General features: G+C 68.6%; 14 protein-coding genes. 11 read left to right on the top strand and 3 right to left on the bottom strand.

Translation table 11 applies throughout. The annotated features are described in order from the left end of the window. The first annotated feature begins 120 nt into the window (after window positions 1-120). On the top strand, window positions 121-822 hold the full coding sequence (locus ABZ371_RS00535; protein WP_358672374.1) for an SDR family NAD(P)-dependent oxidoreductase: 702 nt from the start codon (window positions 121-123) through the stop codon (window positions 820-822). A gap of 191 nt (window positions 823-1,013) precedes the next feature. Further along, window positions 1,014-1,874 carry an SDR family oxidoreductase gene (locus ABZ371_RS00530; RefSeq protein ID WP_358672373.1) on the top strand — a complete coding sequence of 287 codons (861 nt, stop codon included), beginning with the start codon at window positions 1,014-1,016 and terminating at the stop codon, window positions 1,872-1,874. Window positions 1,875-3,308: 1,434 nt separating this feature from the next. Here the strand turns inward: ABZ371_RS00530 and meaB are convergent. From meaB to ABZ371_RS00515, 3 genes are read right to left on the bottom strand one after another with little or no spacing between them, the layout of a single operon-like run. After that, entirely contained in the window at window positions 3,309-4,328 is a 1,020-nt protein-coding gene (gene meaB / locus ABZ371_RS00525) for a methylmalonyl Co-A mutase-associated GTPase MeaB (RefSeq protein ID WP_358672372.1), read from the bottom strand. A 14-nt stretch (window positions 4,329-4,342) separates the two neighbouring features. After that, complete coding sequence (gene scpA / locus ABZ371_RS00520; RefSeq protein ID WP_358672371.1) at window positions 4,343-6,517, bottom strand: methylmalonyl-CoA mutase; 2,175 nt, start codon at window positions 6,515-6,517, stop codon at window positions 4,343-4,345. Further along, entirely contained in the window at window positions 6,517-8,325 is a 1,809-nt protein-coding gene (locus ABZ371_RS00515) for a methylmalonyl-CoA mutase subunit beta (RefSeq protein ID WP_358672370.1), read from the bottom strand. The genes scpA and ABZ371_RS00515 overlap by 1 nt, the downstream gene beginning before the upstream one ends. 533 nt (window positions 8,326-8,858) lie before the next feature. On the opposite strand from ABZ371_RS00515, the gene ABZ371_RS00510 reads away from it, so the two are divergent. From ABZ371_RS00510 to ABZ371_RS00470, 9 genes are all read left to right on the top strand, one after another. Beyond that, a complete protein-coding gene (locus tag ABZ371_RS00510; protein WP_358672369.1) occupies window positions 8,859-9,335 on the top strand; it encodes a cupin domain-containing protein in 477 nt (158 codons plus the stop codon). Next, entirely contained in the window at window positions 9,332-10,531 is a 1,200-nt protein-coding gene (locus ABZ371_RS00505; protein ID WP_358672368.1) for a CoA transferase, read from the top strand. Before ABZ371_RS00510 ends, ABZ371_RS00505 begins: the two co-directional genes overlap by 4 nt. A gap of 176 nt (window positions 10,532-10,707) precedes the next feature. Then, window positions 10,708-11,202, top strand: coding sequence for a flavin reductase family protein (locus ABZ371_RS00500; RefSeq protein WP_358672367.1), 495 nt, complete (start codon window positions 10,708-10,710; stop codon window positions 11,200-11,202). Between the two features lie 186 nt (window positions 11,203-11,388). Further along, complete coding sequence (locus ABZ371_RS00495; RefSeq protein ID WP_358672366.1) at window positions 11,389-12,426, top strand: zinc-binding alcohol dehydrogenase family protein; 1,038 nt, start codon at window positions 11,389-11,391, stop codon at window positions 12,424-12,426. Next, window positions 12,423-14,027 (top strand): bifunctional 3-(3-hydroxy-phenyl)propionate/3-hydroxycinnamic acid hydroxylase, encoded by a 1,605-nt coding sequence (locus ABZ371_RS00490; protein ID WP_358672365.1) that lies wholly within the window; start codon window positions 12,423-12,425, stop codon window positions 14,025-14,027. The genes ABZ371_RS00495 and ABZ371_RS00490 overlap by 4 nt, the downstream gene beginning before the upstream one ends. A gap of 172 nt (window positions 14,028-14,199) precedes the next feature. Continuing rightward, window positions 14,200-15,444 carry an MFS transporter gene (locus ABZ371_RS00485; RefSeq protein WP_358672364.1) on the top strand — a complete coding sequence of 415 codons (1,245 nt, stop codon included), beginning with the start codon at window positions 14,200-14,202 and terminating at the stop codon, window positions 15,442-15,444. 169 nt (window positions 15,445-15,613) lie between these two features. After that, entirely contained in the window at window positions 15,614-16,753 is a 1,140-nt protein-coding gene (locus ABZ371_RS00480) for a DUF3500 domain-containing protein (RefSeq protein ID WP_358672363.1), read from the top strand. A gap of 167 nt (window positions 16,754-16,920) precedes the next feature. Beyond that, the gene (locus ABZ371_RS00475) at window positions 16,921-17,835 is read left to right on the top strand and encodes a fumarylacetoacetate hydrolase family protein (protein WP_358672362.1); all 915 of its coding nucleotides are present in this window, start codon (window positions 16,921-16,923) and stop codon (window positions 17,833-17,835) included. A gap of 403 nt (window positions 17,836-18,238) precedes the next feature. Continuing rightward, window positions 18,239-18,967, top strand: a complete 729-nt coding sequence (locus ABZ371_RS00470; RefSeq protein ID WP_358672361.1) for a GntR family transcriptional regulator — start codon at window positions 18,239-18,241, stop codon at window positions 18,965-18,967. Window positions 18,968-19,088: the final 121 nt, after the last annotated feature.

Here is a 19,088-nt window from a genome sequence, read left to right as displayed (position 1 = left end):
CAGGTCGAGCCCGTGGGTTCCATTGCGGGCACATGATGAGAGACGGACCCGGCTGGTACTGCCGTTACCAGGAAGAAGCGTCTCTGGCTGCTATCAGCGGTGCTGCGCACACTGGTGTGCATGACCATTACCCTGATCACCGGAGCCAACAAGGGCCTCGGATTCGAGGCCGCCCGACAGCTCGTCGCCGCCGGCCAGACCGTTTACACCGCTGCCCGCAACAATGACAACGCCCAGCGCGCTGCAAAGGAACTCGGGGCCCTGCCGCTCGTTCTGGACGTCACCGATGAGGACTCGGTCCGGGCCGCTGCCGCGCACATCGCCGACGAGCACGGCCGGCTCGATGTCCTGGTGAACAACGCCGGTATCAACGGCGGCGGGCCCCAACCGCTCGGCGAGTGCACCGGAGCCGACATGGCCGCCGTCCTGGACACCAACGTCGTCGGCATCGTCCGCATGATGCACGCCTTCCTCCCCCTCCTTGAGCGCAGCAGCAACGGTGTCGTAGTCAACGTCGGCAGCGGCCTGGGCTCCTTCGCCCGCGTCCACGACGCCGAACGGGCCGAATCCCGAGTACCCAATCTGCTGCCCTACCCGGTCTCCAAGGCAGCGGTATCCATGCTGACCGTCCAGTACGCCCGCGCCTACCCCAACCTGCGCATCAACGTCGTCGACCCCGGCCCCACCGCCACCGACCTCAACCGCCGCCAAGGCCTCCAGACCGTCGAGCAGGGCGCCGCCCCCATCGTTCAGGCCGCGCTGCTCGGCCCCGAGGGCCCCACCGGCACCTTCCTCGACAACGACGGCATCAGCCCCTGGTGAAGCAGGCCCCTGCAGTCAGCCGCCGCCCAAGAGCTCATTCCCTTCTCCCAGCCACGCCGGCGCAAGCCTCGTGACGCCAGAGTGCCAGGCGAAGTCACGCCCGACACCGATCCGACCACCTTGACCAAACCCATAGGGGCACCCGCCCGCACTGCATAGTGCGCGCGCACAGGAAGAGACACCTGCTTCTCATGATCGTTGTTACCGGTGCCACCGGACAGTACGGCAGCGAGGTCATTGAGCACCTTCTCCGACGCGGCGTCCCCGCCACCCAGATCGTCGCAGCCGTCCGCGCCCCCGCCAAGGCAACTGCTCTCGCCGCCATGGGCGTCGAGGTCCGCCACGCCGATTACGACCGGCCGGAAACCCTGCCGCTCGCTTTTGCGGGCGCCGACAAGCTGATGCTCGTCTCCTCGACCGGCTCCGATCCCGTCCGCATAGCCCAGCACCGAGCGATCATCGATGCCGCTGCCAAGGCCGAGGCCGGTCTGGTCGCCTACACCTCGGTCACCAGAGCCACCACCAACCCGATGACCTCGGCGCGGGTGCACCGCGACACCGAGCAGGCCCTCACCGACGCCGGTCTGCCGACCGTCCTGCTGCGCAACGGCTGGTACACCGAGAACCACACCGCCATCCTGCCCGACGCCGTCGCACGAGGCACCATCGTCGGCAGCGCGGGCCAAGGGCAGATCGCCTCCGCGACTCGATCCGACCTCGCCGAGGCCGCGGCCGTCGTCCTCACTCTCGACGACCAGGCAGGAAAGATTTACGACCTCACCGGAGACACTGCCTGGACCATGCCGGAACTCGCTGCGGCGTGCGCCGCGCAGACCGGCAAGCCAGTCACCTACACGGATCTGCCGGCCGAACGGTATTGGCAGATCCTCATCCATGCTGGTCTGCCTTCCCACACCGCCGACCTCATTGTCGACGCCGACCTGTACATCTCCCAGGGCGCCCTGGCCCACATCGCAGGCGACCTCAGCCTGCTTCTCGAACGACCCGCCACTCCACTGACCACGGTTGTCGCCCGGATGCTGGGCACTTGACTCGATGCAACCGTCGCGAAAGACCACCGCCGCGGTGCAGAACGGAGCCATGTTCGCGGAGCGCTCGGAAGGATCCAGCGGACCAGCCCGTTGCCGCCATCACCTCACCGTGTACCACTCATCCGAACTGGTACCGGCAGTACCAGGAAATGCGGTACCTGGTTGATCACCTGGCATGAGAGCAGCGTGACGGCATGACCACGACGCTGCCACCGAGCGGACAACGAGCCCGGCTTCGGGACCGCACGCCGGCACATCGGAGCCTGGACCGTCCGAACGCGGGCGCCCGGGTCACCGGGTAGCCCGGCCGGAGCCCTTCTTTCCACTCTCTTGGACTTGTGTCACCGTCGACCTCGTCTCGTACACCCGCATAGTGCACCGCCTGGAGCGGCGCGAAGGACGGTGGGGCATCCTCAGGCTGGATTGATGCCTACGAGTGGGACACCACCAGTCCATCTGTCCCGGCGAATGCCCGCCGACCTGGTCCTTCTGGACGAGGACCCGCTGGAGAGCCGCACTGCCCTCCGCGAGACCGCGGGAGTGATGAGGGACGATTCCTGGTGGTCCCGCACCGAACTCGAATTGTCCTGGAGCGCGTCGCCGGCCGGGCCATGCGCAGGGAATAGGGCTGCTCGACGCAAAGGGGTAGCAGGCGCCCTTCATGCGTTGAGCGGCGCCAAGGCCCAAATTCGACCGCCCCGGCCGCGAGGCAGGGCACCTCGGACAGGGTGCGGCCGGGGCGGGGTGTGAGTGGCCTCATGGTTGAGGCGAGCGGTGAACGGTGGAGCGGTGACGGATCCGCCGGCCCGGTGGCTGTCCAGGAGCACCGGACCGGCGGAAGTTTTGGATTCTGCTGCCATTCCGTCTCGTACGAAGCAGAGGTGACGGCCCTCCGAGCGGGAAGCGACGGCGCCGGCAACGAACACGGCCTTGATCCGGCCGGCCGGAGACGTGCGTGTCGGGATCTTGGCACCCTCGCCGAGAGTGTCGCCCGGAGTTCCTCCGCGTCATCTCAGCACCTATGGGGCGACGAGGAAAGGGGAGGGGCATGAGCACCATCATGATGCTGCATGAAGGAGCTGTCAACATTTAATCCTCTGTGTGTATCAAGAATGCGTGCGCATCAGGCGTGGCGTAGGGGTATGGGGTCTGGCTCCATGAGAGGAGCGAGTGGCCTACTTGTCATGAATCGTGCGCATTGAATGCGCACATGGCATAATCACGGCACATCTTCACTGGGTGGCGGTGCGGGTCGATCGGTCGGTCCACTTTTCGCGCTACAGAGGCGTCGGGCTCACCCCACGTCATAAATGTTGACAGAATGAAGCCGTGCGCATTTCTTTTGGTAGCTGCCCCGACCTGCATCCCCAGCTCGCGCACCTGGCCCTGTCGGAGAGCCGGTCGTGACAGCGAACCCCCAGCGGCGATTACGGGCTAGTCCGAGCCGCTGGTGCGGGGCGCGACGCCGCAACCATCACGTCCGGCAAAGGCGCTCAGGATGAGCTCAGCGGCCTGGGTGGGCGTCACCTCGCCGTTTCTGACTCCCTGTTCCAGGGCGGGTGTCACTGACTGCACGGCTTGGCTGGTGTGCAGGCGACCGAGTAGCTCTTCACGCACCATGGTCCAGGTCCAGTCGATCTGCTGGGTGCGGCGCCGCTCGGTGAGACGTTCGGTGGACTCCAGTAGGGTCCAGTGTTGTTCCAGTCGTTCCCAGACGGTATCGAGACCGGTCGACTCCCGGGCGCTGCAGGTGAGCACCGGTGGGGTCCAGAAGGCGTCCCTGCCGTGCAGCAACCGCAGGGCGCCTCCCAACTCCCGTGCAGCCGCTCGGGCGTCGCGCTCATGGGGGCCGTCCGCCTTGTTGACGGCAATGATATCGGCAAGCTCCAGGATGCCCTTCTTGATGCCTTGCAACTGGTCACCGGTACGGGCCAGCGCGAGCAGCAGGAAGGAGTCGACCATGTTCGCCACGGCCGTCTCGGACTGGCCGACGCCGACGGTCTCGACCAGGACGACGTCGTAGCCAGCGGCCTCCACCACGACGATTGACTCGCGGGTCGTTCGGGCGACGCCGCCGAGGGTCCCGGCCGTGGGGGAGGGGCGGACGAAGGCCGCGGTGTCGACGGCCAGCCGCTCCATGCGGGTCTTGTCGCCGAGGATGGAGCCGCCGGTTCGACTGGAGGAAGGGTCCACGGCCAGGACCGCGACCTGGTGCCCTCGTTGCGTCAGCATCGTGCCGAAGGCGTCGATGAATGTGGACTTCCCTACGCCCGGTACCCCGCTGATCCCGATCCGCCGGGCCCTGCCGCTGTGCGGCAGTAGCTCCGTCAACAACCGCTGCGCCATGGCCCGGTGCCGCGGGTTGGTGGATTCGACGAGCGTGATGGCGCGGGCGATGACCGCTCGCTTGCCGTCGAGCACTCCCTTGACGTACGTGCCGAGGTCGATTGCCATGGTGATTGAGGCCTTCAGAGATCGTGCCGGAGGGCAGTGGCCAGCCGCCGGACCAGGTCGTGGGCCGCATCCGGGATCACCGTCCCAGGCGGAAAGACGGCCGCTGCGCCCATCTCCAGCAACTCGGGAACGTCCTGAGGCGGGATCACTCCGCCGACAACGATCATGATGTCCTCGCGACCCTGCTCGGCGAGCTGCTCGCGCAGCGCGGGGACGAGGGTGAGGTGGCCGGCGGCGAGGGAGGACACGCCGACGATGTGCACGTCGGCTTCGACGGCCTGGCGCGCGACCTCGGCCGGGGTCTGGAACAGGGGGCCGACGTCGACGTCGAAGCCCAGGTCGGAGAAGGCGGTCGCGATCACCTTCTGGCCGCGGTCGTGTCCGTCCTGGCCCATCTTGGCGACCAGGATGCGTGGCCGACGCCCCTCGGCGTCGGCGAAGGCGTCCACGAGGGCCCGGGTGCGGCCCACGGACGGGGATTCACCTGCCTCCTTGCGGTATACACCGGAGATCGTGCGGATCTGGCCCGCGTGCCTGCCGTAGACCTTCTCCAGTGCGTCAGAGATCTCCCCCACTGTTGCCTTCGCCCTGGCGGCGTCCACGGCAAGTTCCAGCAGGTTGCCTTCGCCGCCGGCTGCGCGGGTGAGTGCCGCCAGTGCGTTCTGGCAGGTGGTTTCGTCGCGTTCCGCGCGCAGGCGGCGCAGCTTTTCGATCTGCTGGGTGCGGACGGAGGAGTTGTCGACCTTGAGTACGTCGATCTTCTCGTCTGTCTCCACCCGGTATTTGTTGACTCCGATGACGGGCTGGCGGCCGGAGTCGATGCGGGCCTGGGTACGGGCGGCGGCTTCCTCGATGCGGAGTTTGGGGATGCCGGCGTCGATGGCTTTGGACATGCCGCCGGCGGTCTCGACCTCCTGGATGTGCTGCCAGGCGCGGTGGGCGAGGTCGTGTGTCAGCTTCTCGACGTATGCGCTGCCGCCCCAGGGGTCGATCACACGTGTCGTGCCGGATTCCTGCTGGAGCAGGAGCTGGGTGTTGCGGGCGATGCGCGCGGAGAAGTCGGTGGGCAGGGCGAGGGCCTCGTCGAGGGCGTTGGTGTGCAGGGACTGGGTGTGGCCCTGGGTGGCCGCCATCGCCTCGACACAGGTGCGGGTGACGTTGTTGAACACGTCCTGCGCGGTCAGCGACCAGCCGGAAGTCTGCGAATGGGTGCGCAGGGAGAGCGACTTGGAATTCTTCGGGCCGAACTCCTTGACGAGCTTGGCCCAGAGGAGCCGGGCCGCCCGCAGCTTCGCGATCTCCATGAAGAAGTTCATGCCGATCGCCCAGAAGAACGAGAGCCGAGGGGCGAACGCGTCCACGTCCAAGCCTGCCGCCTGCCCCGCCCGGATGTACTCAACGCCGTCGGCCAGGGTGTAGGCGAGCTCCAGGTCGGCCGTGGCTCCGGCCTCCTGGATGTGGTAGCCGGAGATGGAGATGGAGTTGTAGCGGGGCATCTTCTGCGAGGTGTACGCGAAGATGTCGGAGATGATGCGCATCGAGGGGCCGGGCGGGTAGATGTAGGTGTTGCGGACCATGAACTCCTTGAGGATGTCGTTCTGGATGGTCCCGGCCAGCTTCTCGGGCGGCACGCCCTGTTCCTCGGCGGCCACGATGTACAGGGCGAGCACGGGGAGTACCGCGCCGTTCATGGTCATGGAGACCGACATCCTGTCCAGTGGGATGCCGTCGAAGAGCTGGCGCATGTCGTAGATCGAGTCGATCGCGACGCCCGCCATACCGACGTCACCCGTGACCCGGGGGTGATCGCTGTCGTAGCCGCGGTGGGTCGGCAGGTCGAAAGCGATGGACAGGCCCTTCTGGCCGGCCGCGAGGTTGCGCCGGTAGAAGGCGTTGGACTCCTCGGCCGTGGAGAATCCGGCGTACTGCCGGATCGTCCAGGGCTGGTTCACGTACATCGTCGGGTACGGCCCGCGCACGTACGGCGCGATACCCGGATAGGTCCCGAGGAAGTCGAGCCCCTCCAGGTCCCGCCCGGTGTACAGCGGCTTGACCTCGATGCCCTCCGGAGTCTCCCAGAGCAGGTCATCGCCGTCGGAGACCCGCTCGACCGCCGTACGCCACTCGTCGACGGTCACCTCGGCCTTCGGCGTTCCGAGCTTGATCCCGGAGAAGTCAGGGATGGACATCAGGACACTCCCATGCGGTCGAGGGCGGCGGAGAGCACCGCGACGGCGTCGCAGCCCCTGAAGACGTACGTATCGACACCGGCGTGGTGACCCGGGCGGCTCGCGAGGAACACGTGCTCGGCGCCTGCGGTCCGCAGCTGTCCGGCGACGGACTCGGCCTGCTCCGCGTAGAGCGCGTCGCTGGAACAGAGGCACGCCTCCCGGGCTCCGCTCTCCTCGAAGGTGCCGTCGACGACGGGTTCGATGCCGCCTGCCAGGAACAGGTTCGAGGCGAAGGCGAGCCGCGCGGTGTGCGCGGCTGCCGGGCCCAGCGTGGTCAGGAAGACGCGTGGCCGGGCGCCGGTGGCGGAGAGGTGGGCGTCGGAGCGGGCGCGGAGCACCTCGAACGCCTCGTCGCGTCGCACCCGGGGAAGCCCTCCGGACGGTGGCTCCGGGAACGGCTCGCGTACGACCGGCTTCTCCGCCGGCAGCGGGAACTCACTGACACCGGTCACCGGTTCACGCCGCGTGGACAGTTTCGCACTGCGTACGGACCAGGTCGCGGCGAGTCTCTCGCCGACCAGCCCGGAGCGTAGGGCCGTCTCCTGGCCGCCTGCCCGCTCGATCTCCTGGAAGAACGCCCAGGCCGCCTGCGCGAGATCGTCGGTCAGTCGCTCCACGTACCACGAGCCACCGGCGGGATCGATCACCCGGGACAGGTGGGACTCCTCGATGAGAATGGTGGAGGTGTTGCGGGCGACGCGGCGCGCGAACGCGTCCGGCAGACCGAGCGCGCTGTCGAAGGGCATCACGGTGACGGAGTCGGCCCCACCCACCCCGGCGGCCAGTGTCGCGACAGTGGTGCGGAGCATGTTGACCCATGGGTCCCGGCGCGTCATCATCACCGGCGAGGTCACCACGTGCTGGAGCTGTGCACCTGCCCGGCCCGCCCCGCAGGCCTCGGCAACCCGCGACCACAGCCGTCGCGCCGCTCGCAGTTTGGCCACGGTCAGGAACTGATCGGCCGTCGCCGCGTAACGGAACTCCAGCTGTCCGCATGCTGCCTCGACGTCAAGGCCCGCCGCCGTCAGCTCGCGCAGGTAGGCGACTCCCGTCGCCAGGGAGCAGCCCAGCTCCTGCGCCGCGGACCCGCCTGCCTCGTGGTGGGGCAGCGCGTCGACGGTGAACGCCCGCAGTCCCGGGTACCTCGCGGCGCACTGCCGCGCGAGGCCGAGCAGCGGCGCGGAGTCGAGCGCCTCGCCCGTACGGGCCTCGTGGCCCAGCGGATCGGCTCCCAGGTTGCCCCGCGCGGCTGCCCCGGCGATGCCTCGCTCCCCGTACAGCCGCAGCAACTCCTCCGCCGCAGCCGGTACGTCGCGTCCGGCGTCGAGGACGAGCGGTGCCAGGTCGAGATGGACGCCCTTCAGCACCCCTTCGAGCGCCGGTACCGGGATGCCGGTGTCGCCCACGACCAGCCAGAGGGAGGTGACTCCGTTCTCCAGGTCGGTCAGGACCGAGCCGCTGTCGGCCACCGTGTGCTGTTGGCGCACGTCCCAGCCGCCGACCGTGTTCCCCTGCGCCCGCCCGCCGCGTACGAAGGGCGCACTGCCGGGGAGGCCTGCGTCGGGCGCGGCGTCGCTCGCCGTGTAGAGGGGCCGGGTGCGCAGCCCGTCCTCCAGCTCGGTGGACAGGAAGTCCTCCGCCGAGGTCACGGAGGCACCTCCACTCGACTTGCGCAGGACACCTCGTACGAGGTCGCGCCACTGCTCATGTGAGGCGTCGGGGAACTCGGCGGCGAGCAGGAGCCTGTCGTCAGGCGGAACGGTCATGGAGGCCCTAACGAGGTCGTGGGACGAGGCGTGGGGGCGGACGGGCCTCGGGAGAAAGCCCGTTTCGCCGTGCCCGGTCGATGCGCGGTCGGCCGCAGTCGACGGGAGCCGAGGCGCCGCGCGAGGCGCTGTCGCGTCGGGGGTTCGCTCCGTGCGATGTCGGCCGTGGCCGGTTCCTTCCTACCTGTGTGCTGGCCCTGGGTGGGTGGCGAGCCCACTCAGGAGGCGTCTGGCTTCGGGAGTCATCCTAAAAGGCGTCCCATAAATGTCAACAGTTTGGGAAGTGGTCGTGTGAGAGGGGTTTAATCATCCCGATTGGCGTCAGCTGAGCCACGCCAGGTTGATCAGGCAGTGCTTGGGTCGCATTGGAAGTAGCCGCTGCAGCGCCTGGTGGTGGCCTGCAGGGAGGGAGCGAAAAAAATGTTGACAGATTTGCCTCGACTCCCGCATGGTGCTCCTGACCGCAACGTTCCATCGCGCCACCCCGGCCAGCCGGCGGGCGCTCGGAGCAGCAGGCCCGCTAAGCCCTCTCCGTGTGCGCCGCACGGCCGCTGCGGACCCGGCTGACTGTCGTCATCGTCTGCCATCGCAAGCACCTGGCCTGCACGCCCAGCCAGAATCGAGTGACCACCATGCCGATAGACATCACCCATCTCGCTGAGGCCGCACGCTTCCAGCCCCCAGGCCACCACGGCGTCGGCCCCGTCCATCTCTTCGGTGGCGAGCAGTACCACGGCGCCGTGACGGCAGCCCTGTCGCACTACGTACCCGGCGGGCGGGCGGACATGTCGCCCGTAGCGCTGGAGACTCTCTACATCGTGCTGACCGGCGCCCTGACCCTCACCGAAGCCGACGGGACCACCCACGTCCTGCACGCTCTCGACGGGGCTCGTCTCACCACCGGAACGCTCCGCGCCGTCGAGAACCACACGAATCTCGCCGCAAGCATGCTCGTGATCCGACCGAACCCGGCCAGCCCGTCGTTCAGCGCCCCGGAGGCCCGTTCATGACCGGATCACTCGCCGGACTGCTCGTCGTCGACCTGACCCGCGCGCTCGCCGGACCCCAGGCCGCCATGATGCTCGGTGACCTCGGCGCCCGTGTGATCAAGGTCGAGAGTCCCGCGGGGGATGACACCCGTTCCTGGGGGCCTCCGTTCGTCCAGGCGGACAACGGCACCGAGGAGTCGACGTACTTCCTGTCGTGCAACAGGAACAAGGAATCGATCACGCTCAATCTGAAGCGGGACGAGGACGCACAGGTGCTCGCCCGGCTCATCGAGCGGGCCGATGTTCTGCTCGAGAACTACAAGCCGGGCGCGCTGCAGCGGCTCGGCTTCGGGACCGCGCGGCTGATGGAGCTCAATCCCCGTCTGGTGGTGCTGTCGATCAGCGGATTTGGCCACGACGGACCCGAAGCCGGCCGTGCCGGGTACGACCAGATCGCGCAGGGCGAAGGTGGTCTGATGTCCCTCACCGGACCGGATCCCGCTCACCCCCAGCGCGTCGGCGTACCGATCGCCGACCTGCTCGCCGGCATGAACGGCGCCTTCGGCGTGCTCGCCGCCCTCCGCGAACGCGACCGCACCGGCCGGGGACAGATCGTGCGCACGTCGCTGCTGGCCTCCGTCGTCGCCGCCCACGCCTTCCAGGGGACCCGCTGGACCGTGGCCGGTGAGGTCGGCCGGGCCCAGGGGAACCAGCACCCGACGATCGCTCCGTACGGACTGTTCCGCTGTGCTGGCGGAAGCGTGCAGATCGCCTGCGGGAACGACGCCATGTGGCGGCGCCTCTGTGTGGCCTTCGACCTCGCGGCGGACGACCCGCGCTACGCGACGAACGCCGACCGCCTGGCGAACCGGGAGAGTCTCACCGCACTTCTCGAGAACGCGTTCGTGGAGCTCGGGCCGGACGAACTCCTGGACCAGCTGGCCGACATCGACATCCCGGCCGGCCGGGTCCGCACCCTCGACGAGGTCTACGAGTGGGAGCAGACCCGCTCCCAGGGGCTTCTCGTCGACGTCGAGCACCAGAGTCTGGGGAAGATCTCGCTGCCGGGATCAGCCCTGCGGACGTACACCGTCGACGCCCATGGCGTCGAGACGGAGACGACCCGCGTCAGCCACCGTCCCCCGCCCGTCCTCGACGCCGATGCCCAGGCCGTCCGGGATTGGCTGGACATTGCGGCAGGCGTTCCCTCGGCCTGAGAGCGGATCGCTGGCGCGGACCCGTCCGAGCAGAGCCCCGAAGCCCGAGCCGAGGTTTCGAAGCTCCCGATCAGAGCTTCTGACGACTTCACGCAGCACCACCTTCCCATACGCCCACACCCATCACGTCTGCGCCGGCCGGGACGGCCCGCACGCAGACCGAGAAGGAGATCTCGGTGAGAGATATCGAGCCGGTGCAGGCCGCCCAGCAGCTGCGGCAGGCCTTCGGATGTTTCCCCTCCGGAGTCACCGCCCTGTGTGCCTACCGCGACGGCGAGCCCGTGGGATTCGCCGCGAGCTCATTCACCTCCGTGTCGATGGACCCGCCGTTGGTGTCGGTGTGCATACAACACACCTCCACGACCTGGCCCAAGCTGCGGGAGCGTCCCAGGTTGGGGCTGAGCGTGCTGGCCGAGGGCCAGGACGAGATCTGCGCCCGGCTGGCGGGCAAGAGCGGCGACCGGTTCGCCGGAGTGGACTGGTTCGCCTCCGACGACGGCAGCGTCTTCGTGGAGGGCGCCACGCTGTGGCTGGACTGCACGATCCAGGAAGAAGTGCCGTGCGGGGACCACGACATCGTGCTGCTCGGCATCCAGGGTCTCAGCGCGGTCCTCGACACCTCCCCCCTCGTGTTCCACGGCAGCCGTTTCCGGCGTCTGGCCAGCATCTGACGGGGGAAGGCGTCGTCCTTCCCGGACGGCCGATACGCACCGGCAGCACGAAGCGTGCCGGCCAACGGTTGTGAGGAATTGAGGCTAACGATGGAGAGCATGCAAGCGCCGGACGGCGCGCGGCCGAGAGGGGTTTCGGCAGCGGTCGTCGACGCTCCCGGAAGTGAACCGCGCCTTGGTTCTGTCATGTTGCCGCCGCGTACGCCCGGCACCACGCTCGTGGCCGTGGTCGCGGCGCCGCTGAATCCGCTGGATCTGGTGATCGCGTCCGGCACCTTTCACTCGGCTCGCCATGAAGCTCCGTACGTCCCGGGCAGTGAGTGCGTGGGCGTCGTGCTCGACTCGGACAGCTACGTGCCGGGTTCCTGGGTCTACGGCGAGTGCGACGCGTCGCCGGACACCCCGGGCTCCTTCGCCACGCAGGCGATCATCGCCGACGAGGACCTCCTGCTGTTGCCCGAAGGCCTCGACCCCGTGCTCGCCGCGGCGGTCGGTAACTCGGGCACCGCCGCCTACATGCCGCTCGTCGAGGACGCGGGTCTGCGCCCCGGCGAGACCGTACTGGTTCTGGGAGCCACCGGCTCGGTCGGGCAGCTGGCGGTTCAGGTGGCACACCGCAGCGGCGCGAGCCGCGTGATCGGCGTCGCCCGCGACCGCGCTGCCCTCGGACGCCTTCTCCAGCTCGGTGCCGACGCCGTCGTCGATCTGCGTGCAGACGAGAGCGCGGACGAACTGGCGGCGAGAATGCGAGAGGTGGCCGGACCGGTGGACGTCGTCCTGGACGGCGTCTACGGCCTGCCGTTGGAGGCGGCGCTCCAAGTATGCGCACCACGGGCCAGGGTGATCAACATCGGCAACCCGGCCGGCGCTACCGCACAGGTACCGGCCGGGCTGCTGCGCGGCAAGCAACTTACGCTGTCCGGCTTCGCGGGCCTGCACACCCCGTTGTCCAAGAAGCAGCCGGCGCTCACCTGGCTCTGGAGCGCCCTCGCCCGTGACGAGCTGAAGATCGACGTGCGCACCGTCGCGCTGGAGGAACTGCCGACGGCATGGCGGGCACAGGCGGCTTCGCCGCACCACAAGTGTGTCGTCATGCCCCAGGACGCCTACGGCCATGAGGCGGGCCGGCCGGCCCACACCACCCCGTGGAGGCAGGCATCACCGTTCGGCCAGGTGCCGACCGCCCCCGCGGACGGCACCGAGGCAGGAGGGCGGGGCGCATGACGACGCGACCGGATCCCATTCCCGCCGTGAGCCTCCGGCCGGTGGTCGACTGCTTCGTCGTCGGCGGTGGTCCCGTAGGACTGCTGACGGCCCTCCTCCTCGGCCGGGCCGGTTTGCAGGTGTCCGTCGTGGAGCGCTGGCCGGAGCGGTACCCACTGCCACGGGCGTGCACCATCGACCACGAGGCACTCCGCATCCTGCAGTCCGCGGGGCTCATGGACGACCACGCCGACTTGTTCGAAGCATCCCAGGGGGAGCGGGGCGGGTACGAGTTCCGCAACGGTCAAGGCGAACTCCTGCAGGCCATCGACTGGAACCGGGCCTCCGAGTCGGGATGGGCGAACACCAACGGCTTCTACCAGCCCGACCTCGAGACGGCCCTCGAAGACATGGCGGTCGCGACGCCGGGCGTGCGGGTCCATCGCGGTTGGACCTTCCAGGACGTGACCCAGGACGACGACGGAGTGTCCGTGCGGGTGGGCCGCACCGAGGACCCGGCCGAGACCGTTCAGGTCCGGTCGCGGTGGCTCATCGGCGCGGACGGGGCCAACAGCGCGGTGCGCTCCCAGCTCGGCATCGGGACCGGCGACTCGGGGTTCCAGGCGGACTGGCTGGTGGTGGACTACCAGCCGCTCGTCGAGGAGGACTGGAGTGCCTTCGTCACCCAGTACTGTGATCCGGCGCAACCCGCCACCGCGGTCAACAGCGGTCCGGGGCGACGGCGTTTCGAGTTCATGCGTCGCGCGGACATGACCGTCGAGGAACTGGGCCGGGACAGCACGGCCTGGCGGCTCATGGAGCCTTGGGGTGTGACACCGGAGACCGCCCGCCTGGAACGTCACGCCGTCTACACATTCCGGGGGAGCTGGGCGCACACCTGGCGCAAGGGAAACGTGTTCCTCGCGGGTGACTCGGCCCATCTGATGCCTCCCTTCCTCGGGCAGGGGCTGTGCTCCGGCCTGCGGGACGCCCGTGCGCTCACCTGGCGGCTGATCATGGTCCACCAGGGGCTTGCGACGCCGGCGGTGTTCGACACGTACGGGCCGGAACGCTCCGGCCATGTGCGGGAGATCATCGACGAGGCGGTGGCCGCCGGTCGCGTCATCTGCGAACTCGACGTCGACCGGGCCGCCGCACGGGACGCCGACATGAGGAAGCGGTCGTCCGATCCCGACGCCGTCACGCGGGAGCCTCCGCACCCTCGCCTGGGTGAGCCGTCGCTGACGATCCCGGGCAGGGACGCCGAAGGGCGGCTGGCACCGCAGGGGCGCGTTCGCACCGCTGACCGGGAGGGGCTCTTCGACGACGTCGTCGGCGGCGGCTGGCAGCTGATCAGCTGTGCCGGGGACCCTGCCGCGCACCTGAGCGACGAGGACGCCGCCTGGTTCCGGGAGAGGGGCGGCGTGGTCGCCGACGTCTCGCGCGGGAGTGGCCTCCAGGATCTCGACGGGGCCTACGCGCGCTGGTTCGCCGAGCACGGGTGCGAGGTGCTTCTCGCCCGGCCGGACTTCTACGTCTTCGCGGCCGGCGAGCACGAGGACATTCCACGCTTCGTCTCTCGTCTGCGTCAAGCGCTCCAGCCTGCGGCGGAAGCGAGGTAATCGACGACGGGCCCGCGGATCGCTCGGCCCGCCGGGACCCAGGGTTCACACGCCGGACGGCCAGGGTGGATCCGGCTCCCCCTCTCTCGTAGTCGGGCCGACGGTCCGGTGACCGGACACGTCGGTGCGGGAGAAGGGGCGTTTCCACAAGGGGAATCAAGGAGGATTCCGCATGACCATGGACAAGTCAGCAACGCTCATCCGGGCAGGCGAAGGCCCGTCCGACAAGGGCAGGGAGGCGACGGGGTGGCGTACGGCCATAGCGTCCGCGCTCGGGCTCACCGTCGGCCCCAGTGTTCTCACGGTCATGTCGTTCGGAGCGTTCATCGCCCCGCTCCACCGTGAGTTCGGCTGGGGTGTCTCCGACATCGGCCTGGCTGCTTCCTTCCTCAGCATCACGGTCATGATCATTTCGCCCCTGCAGGGTCACCTGGTCGACCGGTACGGGGGCCGCCGAGTCATCCTGTGCAGTTCTCCGGTCTTCGGGCTCTCCCTCATGGGGATGTATTTCCTGCCCGACAACCTGTCCGTGTTCTACCTGGCCTGGGCCCTCATCCCGGTCTGCGGCCTGGGCCTCTGGCCGGTCTCCTACCTCCGGCTCACGGCAGGCTGGTTCGAGCGCAAGCTTGGGTTCGCACTGGGGATCGCCAACTCTGGCATCGGAGTCGGCACGGTGATCGTCCCCATACTCACGGCGTGGCTGATCGGGGCGTTCGGCTGGCGAGCGGCTTTCCTCGGGCTGGGAGCAGTTGCACTCATCGCCTTCCCGATCGCGTTCTTCCTCATCACGGAACCGAGCCCACGTAGGACGGATGTCAGTACGAGTGGCGACACGCTCAAGGTCTCAGCGCGTAGGCGGCCGTTCTGGCTCATCCTGGGCGCGTTCCTTCTGCTCGGGCTGGTCGGCTCGTCCATCACTGTCTACCAGATTCCCCTGTTGCTCGATGCCGGCGTCCCGGAGCACGTCGCCAACCTGGTGCCGGTCGCGCTCGGGCTCGCGCTCATCGTGGCCAGGGTCGTGACCGGGTGGCTGCTCGATCGCTTCAAGGCGTCGGTGGTCATGGCCTTCAACCTCACCGGCGGTCTCATATCGGTGCTGCTCTTCGCGGCGGGACCGAACGTGGTGACGGGTCTCATCGCCGCGGCGCTGGCCGGTCTGTTGATCGGCGCCGAGTTCGACGTCCTCAGCTATCTCGTGCCTCGGCACTTCGGACGTATGGCCTACGGCAAGATCTACGGCATCGCGTTCTCGGCGTTCCAGATCGGCGGGGCGATCGCCGCGTCCGCGGTGAGCGCGAGCCGGGAGAGTTCGGGCTCCTACACCCCGGCGATGCTCACGCTGGCCGTCGTGTGCGTGGTCTGTGCAGGCATGTTCATGTGCCTCGGCCCGTACCGGTACGACGCGGCTCACAAGTGAACACGAATCGAGGGCGCAGGAGGGCGCCGAGCCGACGACGCCCCCGACTCGGCAGTACTACCGAGGCACTGTCCTGGTCCGGCGTACCGGACAGCGCACCCTGTCGTACGAATGAGCAGCATTACTCCCCCCACACAGACCCACCCCACGAAGAAAGGCAGGGAACGTCATGACGGCAACGCCACATCAGCATCCTGACGGTGCGCTTCCGGAGGCCCACCGGCCGCGGACGGGTGGCTCGTTCGACGCGACAGCGGTCACCTTCGCGGCGATGGGGCTCTTCGACGGCCTGAGTACGGACCAGCGTGAGCGGGCGCTGCTGCCATGGACGAGCCCCGTGCGGACGCACTGGAACTTTCTGCCGGAATCCGGCCGCCCGGGCGTGGCGCTCGGAGACCTGGACCGACGACAGGAGGTGTTGGCGCACCGGCTGATCGCCGAGTCGATGTCGACCGCGGCGTACGCTCGTGTGGTCCAGGTGATGTCCAACGAGCACGTGCTCCGCGAACTGAACCAGCCCCTTTTCGGGCACGTCGCAGCCACGCTCCGCGACGCGCGCGGCTACTTCCTCGTCTTCTTCGGCCAGCCGCAGCCGGACACCACCTGGGGCTGGCGCCTGGTGGGCCACCATCTGTCGATCAACATCACCGTGGTCGACGGGGACCTGGTCAACGCCACCCCGTTCCTGCTCGGTGCCGAACCTGCCCGCTTCGGTCCCTTCCGGATCCTCGGGGAGGAGGAGGACGCGGCCTTCGTCCTTCTGGACAGTCTCACCGCCTCCCAGCAGCAGCGGACCCTCATCCATTCCAGGCCGCCGGCGGACTTCGTCACCCGGACCGTCGCGACCGTCGGAGAGGTCGAGTACCCCGCCTACCACGGGGTCGGCCGCCGCGACGCGATGATCACCGACGAGGACCGCAAGGCCCTTGCTTACTTCCGCGCCCACCCCCGGGGCTTCCGTGCCGGTGACCTCTCATCGGCCCAGCGTAAGCACTTCGACGAGCTGCTGGCCCTGTTCGTCGAGCGCGCCCGGCCGGGCCTCGTGGGCTTCGAGATGGACCGGATCGCGGCTGCCGGGGGAGTGGAGGATCTGCACTTCGCCTGGGCAGGCGGCACATCCATCGAGCAGCCGCACTACTTCCGCATCCAGGGCCCGGTCACACTCGTGGAATTCGACAATGCCGAGGACGACGCCAACCACGTGCACAGCGTCTGGCGTGATCCCTCCAATGACTTCGGTGCCGATCTCCTGATCCAGCACCTCCTCGATCACGACCACACCGGGGGACGCGAAGACGCCGCCGACTGAGGCGGGCGGACTCCGGAGGATCTCCCGGTCGCCCGGAACCCGGACGGCAGTGGCGCCGCCCGATGCAGGATCGCCGGCCGACGGACGGCCCGGTGCCTGAGGCGCGAGAACAGCAATGACCGACACGGTTCCCGAGGAACATCCCGAGGACCAGGAAGGGAAAACACATGAGGATCGTGGGCATCAGGCGACCGCGTGCCGACTACGGGGTGGAGGTCGCGGCCCTCGCCGACGACGGCGGGGTCACCGTCATCGCCTCACTGGCGGATTTCTGGGCCGACCCGGCGGGACATCTCTCCCGGCCGCCCGCGGGTCCGACACTCGACGCCGCGTCGGTCGAGCAGGTGCCGCCCGTGCTTCCCGACGCACGCGTGTTCTGCATCGGACTCAACTATTCGGAGCATGCCGCGGAAGGGTCGTTCCGCGACCAGGAGCTGCCCCCCTATCCCACCCTGTTCGCCCGGTGGACCCAATCACTCACCGTTGACGGTGCGGAGGTTCCCGTGCCCTCCAACGAGGAGGGCCTGGACTGGGAGGGCGAGGTCGTCGCCTGGGTGGGGGCACCGCTCGTCGATGCGGCACCCGAGGAGGCCCTGGCATCCGTCATCGGGTACTCCGCTTTCAACGACCTGACCTCGCGCAAAGCGCAGAAGCTGACCTCCCAGTGGATTCTGGGCAAGAACGGAGACCGGTCCGGGCCCATCGGCCCGATGGTCCCCGCTGCCGAGGTCGGCGACCTCAGCCAGGGCCTCAGGCTGCAGACACGTGTCAACGGCGTGACGGTGCAGGACGCTCGAACCGATCAGATGATCTACACGGTCGGAGACACGCTGTCCCTGATCTCGCACACCCTGTCCCTGCGCCCGGGCGACATCCTCGCGACCGGTACGCCGTCGGGAGTCGGTTACGCGCGTAAGCCCCCTCAGCTCCTGCAGCCAGGAGACACGGTAGAGGTCGAGGTGGAACGTCTGGGGAAGGTGCGCAACACCGTCGTGGACAACCGGCATCGATCGGCGGGTGACTCCTCCTCGGGCCGCCCTTCCTTCGGAGGCGTCGAAAACCAGCTCACCTCGAGGCACTGAGCCCGGGCCGGCCAGGTGCCGAGGGCGCACGCGCACCGTGAGGTGCCCCGGCGCCGTCGGCCCGGCCGGTCCGCCCGGTGGGCACCCCCTGAACGGTCGGGTTCAGGGGGTGCCCACCGGCCGTTGCCGTCTGCGGCACAGCCGGATCCGGAGAAGGCCCCGCAGCAAGGTCCAGGGGCGGGTTCAACACCAACGACCTACTAAGTGTCGACAGTTTCAGATAAGAGAGAGGGGCTGATCGACTCGGTCAGCCTGCATTTCCCAGGCGGGTGTAGCCGACGGAGTCGCGGATGGAGCAGGACGTCACCCGAAGTGTCGGCAAAGCGGTAGCGGCTTGTCGGCTACGGTTGTCCTTGCAGCTCATCCAGGCGCCCTGTGGACACGCACGAAAGGTCGACACAACATGACAGCTCAGTCAGCCGAGGTGGCGAACGACCTCGCTCACCCCGACGAGGTGAGCAGGGCCCATCACACGCTGCGCCGCGAGATCATGCACGGCGACCTCCGCCCCGGCGATCCCCTGTCACAGGTCGCGCTCGCCCGGAAACTGGGAGTGAGTCGCGGCCCTCTGCGTGAGGCGCTCAGGATCCTGCAGCGCGAGGGATTCGTCCAGCAGGAGTCCCAGCACCGCGCCCGTGTGACCACGTTCAGCAACGAGGACCTCGACGAGCTCTACGCGATGCGCATCACTCTCGAAGCGCTCGCGGTCGCGATCGCCGTACCGCGCATGAGCGAAGCGCATCTCGAGCAGCTCGACCAACTGCTGGAGGAGATGGACGAGAAGGCGCGCACGGGCGACGTCGAGCAGTGGGAATGCCCGCACGAGCTGTTTCACCGGGCCCTGGTCCACCCGTCCGGTCCGCGCATGGAACGGGAGCTCGCCCTGCTGTCGGACCACGCCACGCGCTACCGCCTCGCGTTCGTCTCATGGAACCCGCTCGAATGGCGGGCGGAGACGAGCGCACAGCACCGCACGATCGCCGATGCGGTGAAGGCGCGTGATGCCAGTGCCGCCTCCCAGGCCCTGGCGGCTCATCTGGGCCGTACCGCCCTCGTCGTGCTCTCCATCGCGGCACCTACGTATGAACCCGCGCGAATCCGCCGGGCCCTGGCTGTCGCCTCCGGTCAGTAGCTGCGGCGCTGCCAGCTCTCTTCCTCCGTGGCGTGCCCCTGGCCGATGGGAGGGGGTCGGCCCCGTGCCTACGGGTTGGGGGGCCAAGGGCGGTGTGTGTTGGTGTGTGTGAATGACGCGG

It is taken from the genome of Streptomyces sp. NPDC005899, from assembly GCF_040629645.1.
In the GTDB taxonomy this organism is placed as follows: domain Bacteria; phylum Actinomycetota; class Actinomycetes; order Streptomycetales; family Streptomycetaceae; genus Streptomyces.
The sequence above is the reverse complement of the archived record's forward strand: the minus strand, read 5'-3'. Positions and strand labels throughout refer to the sequence as shown.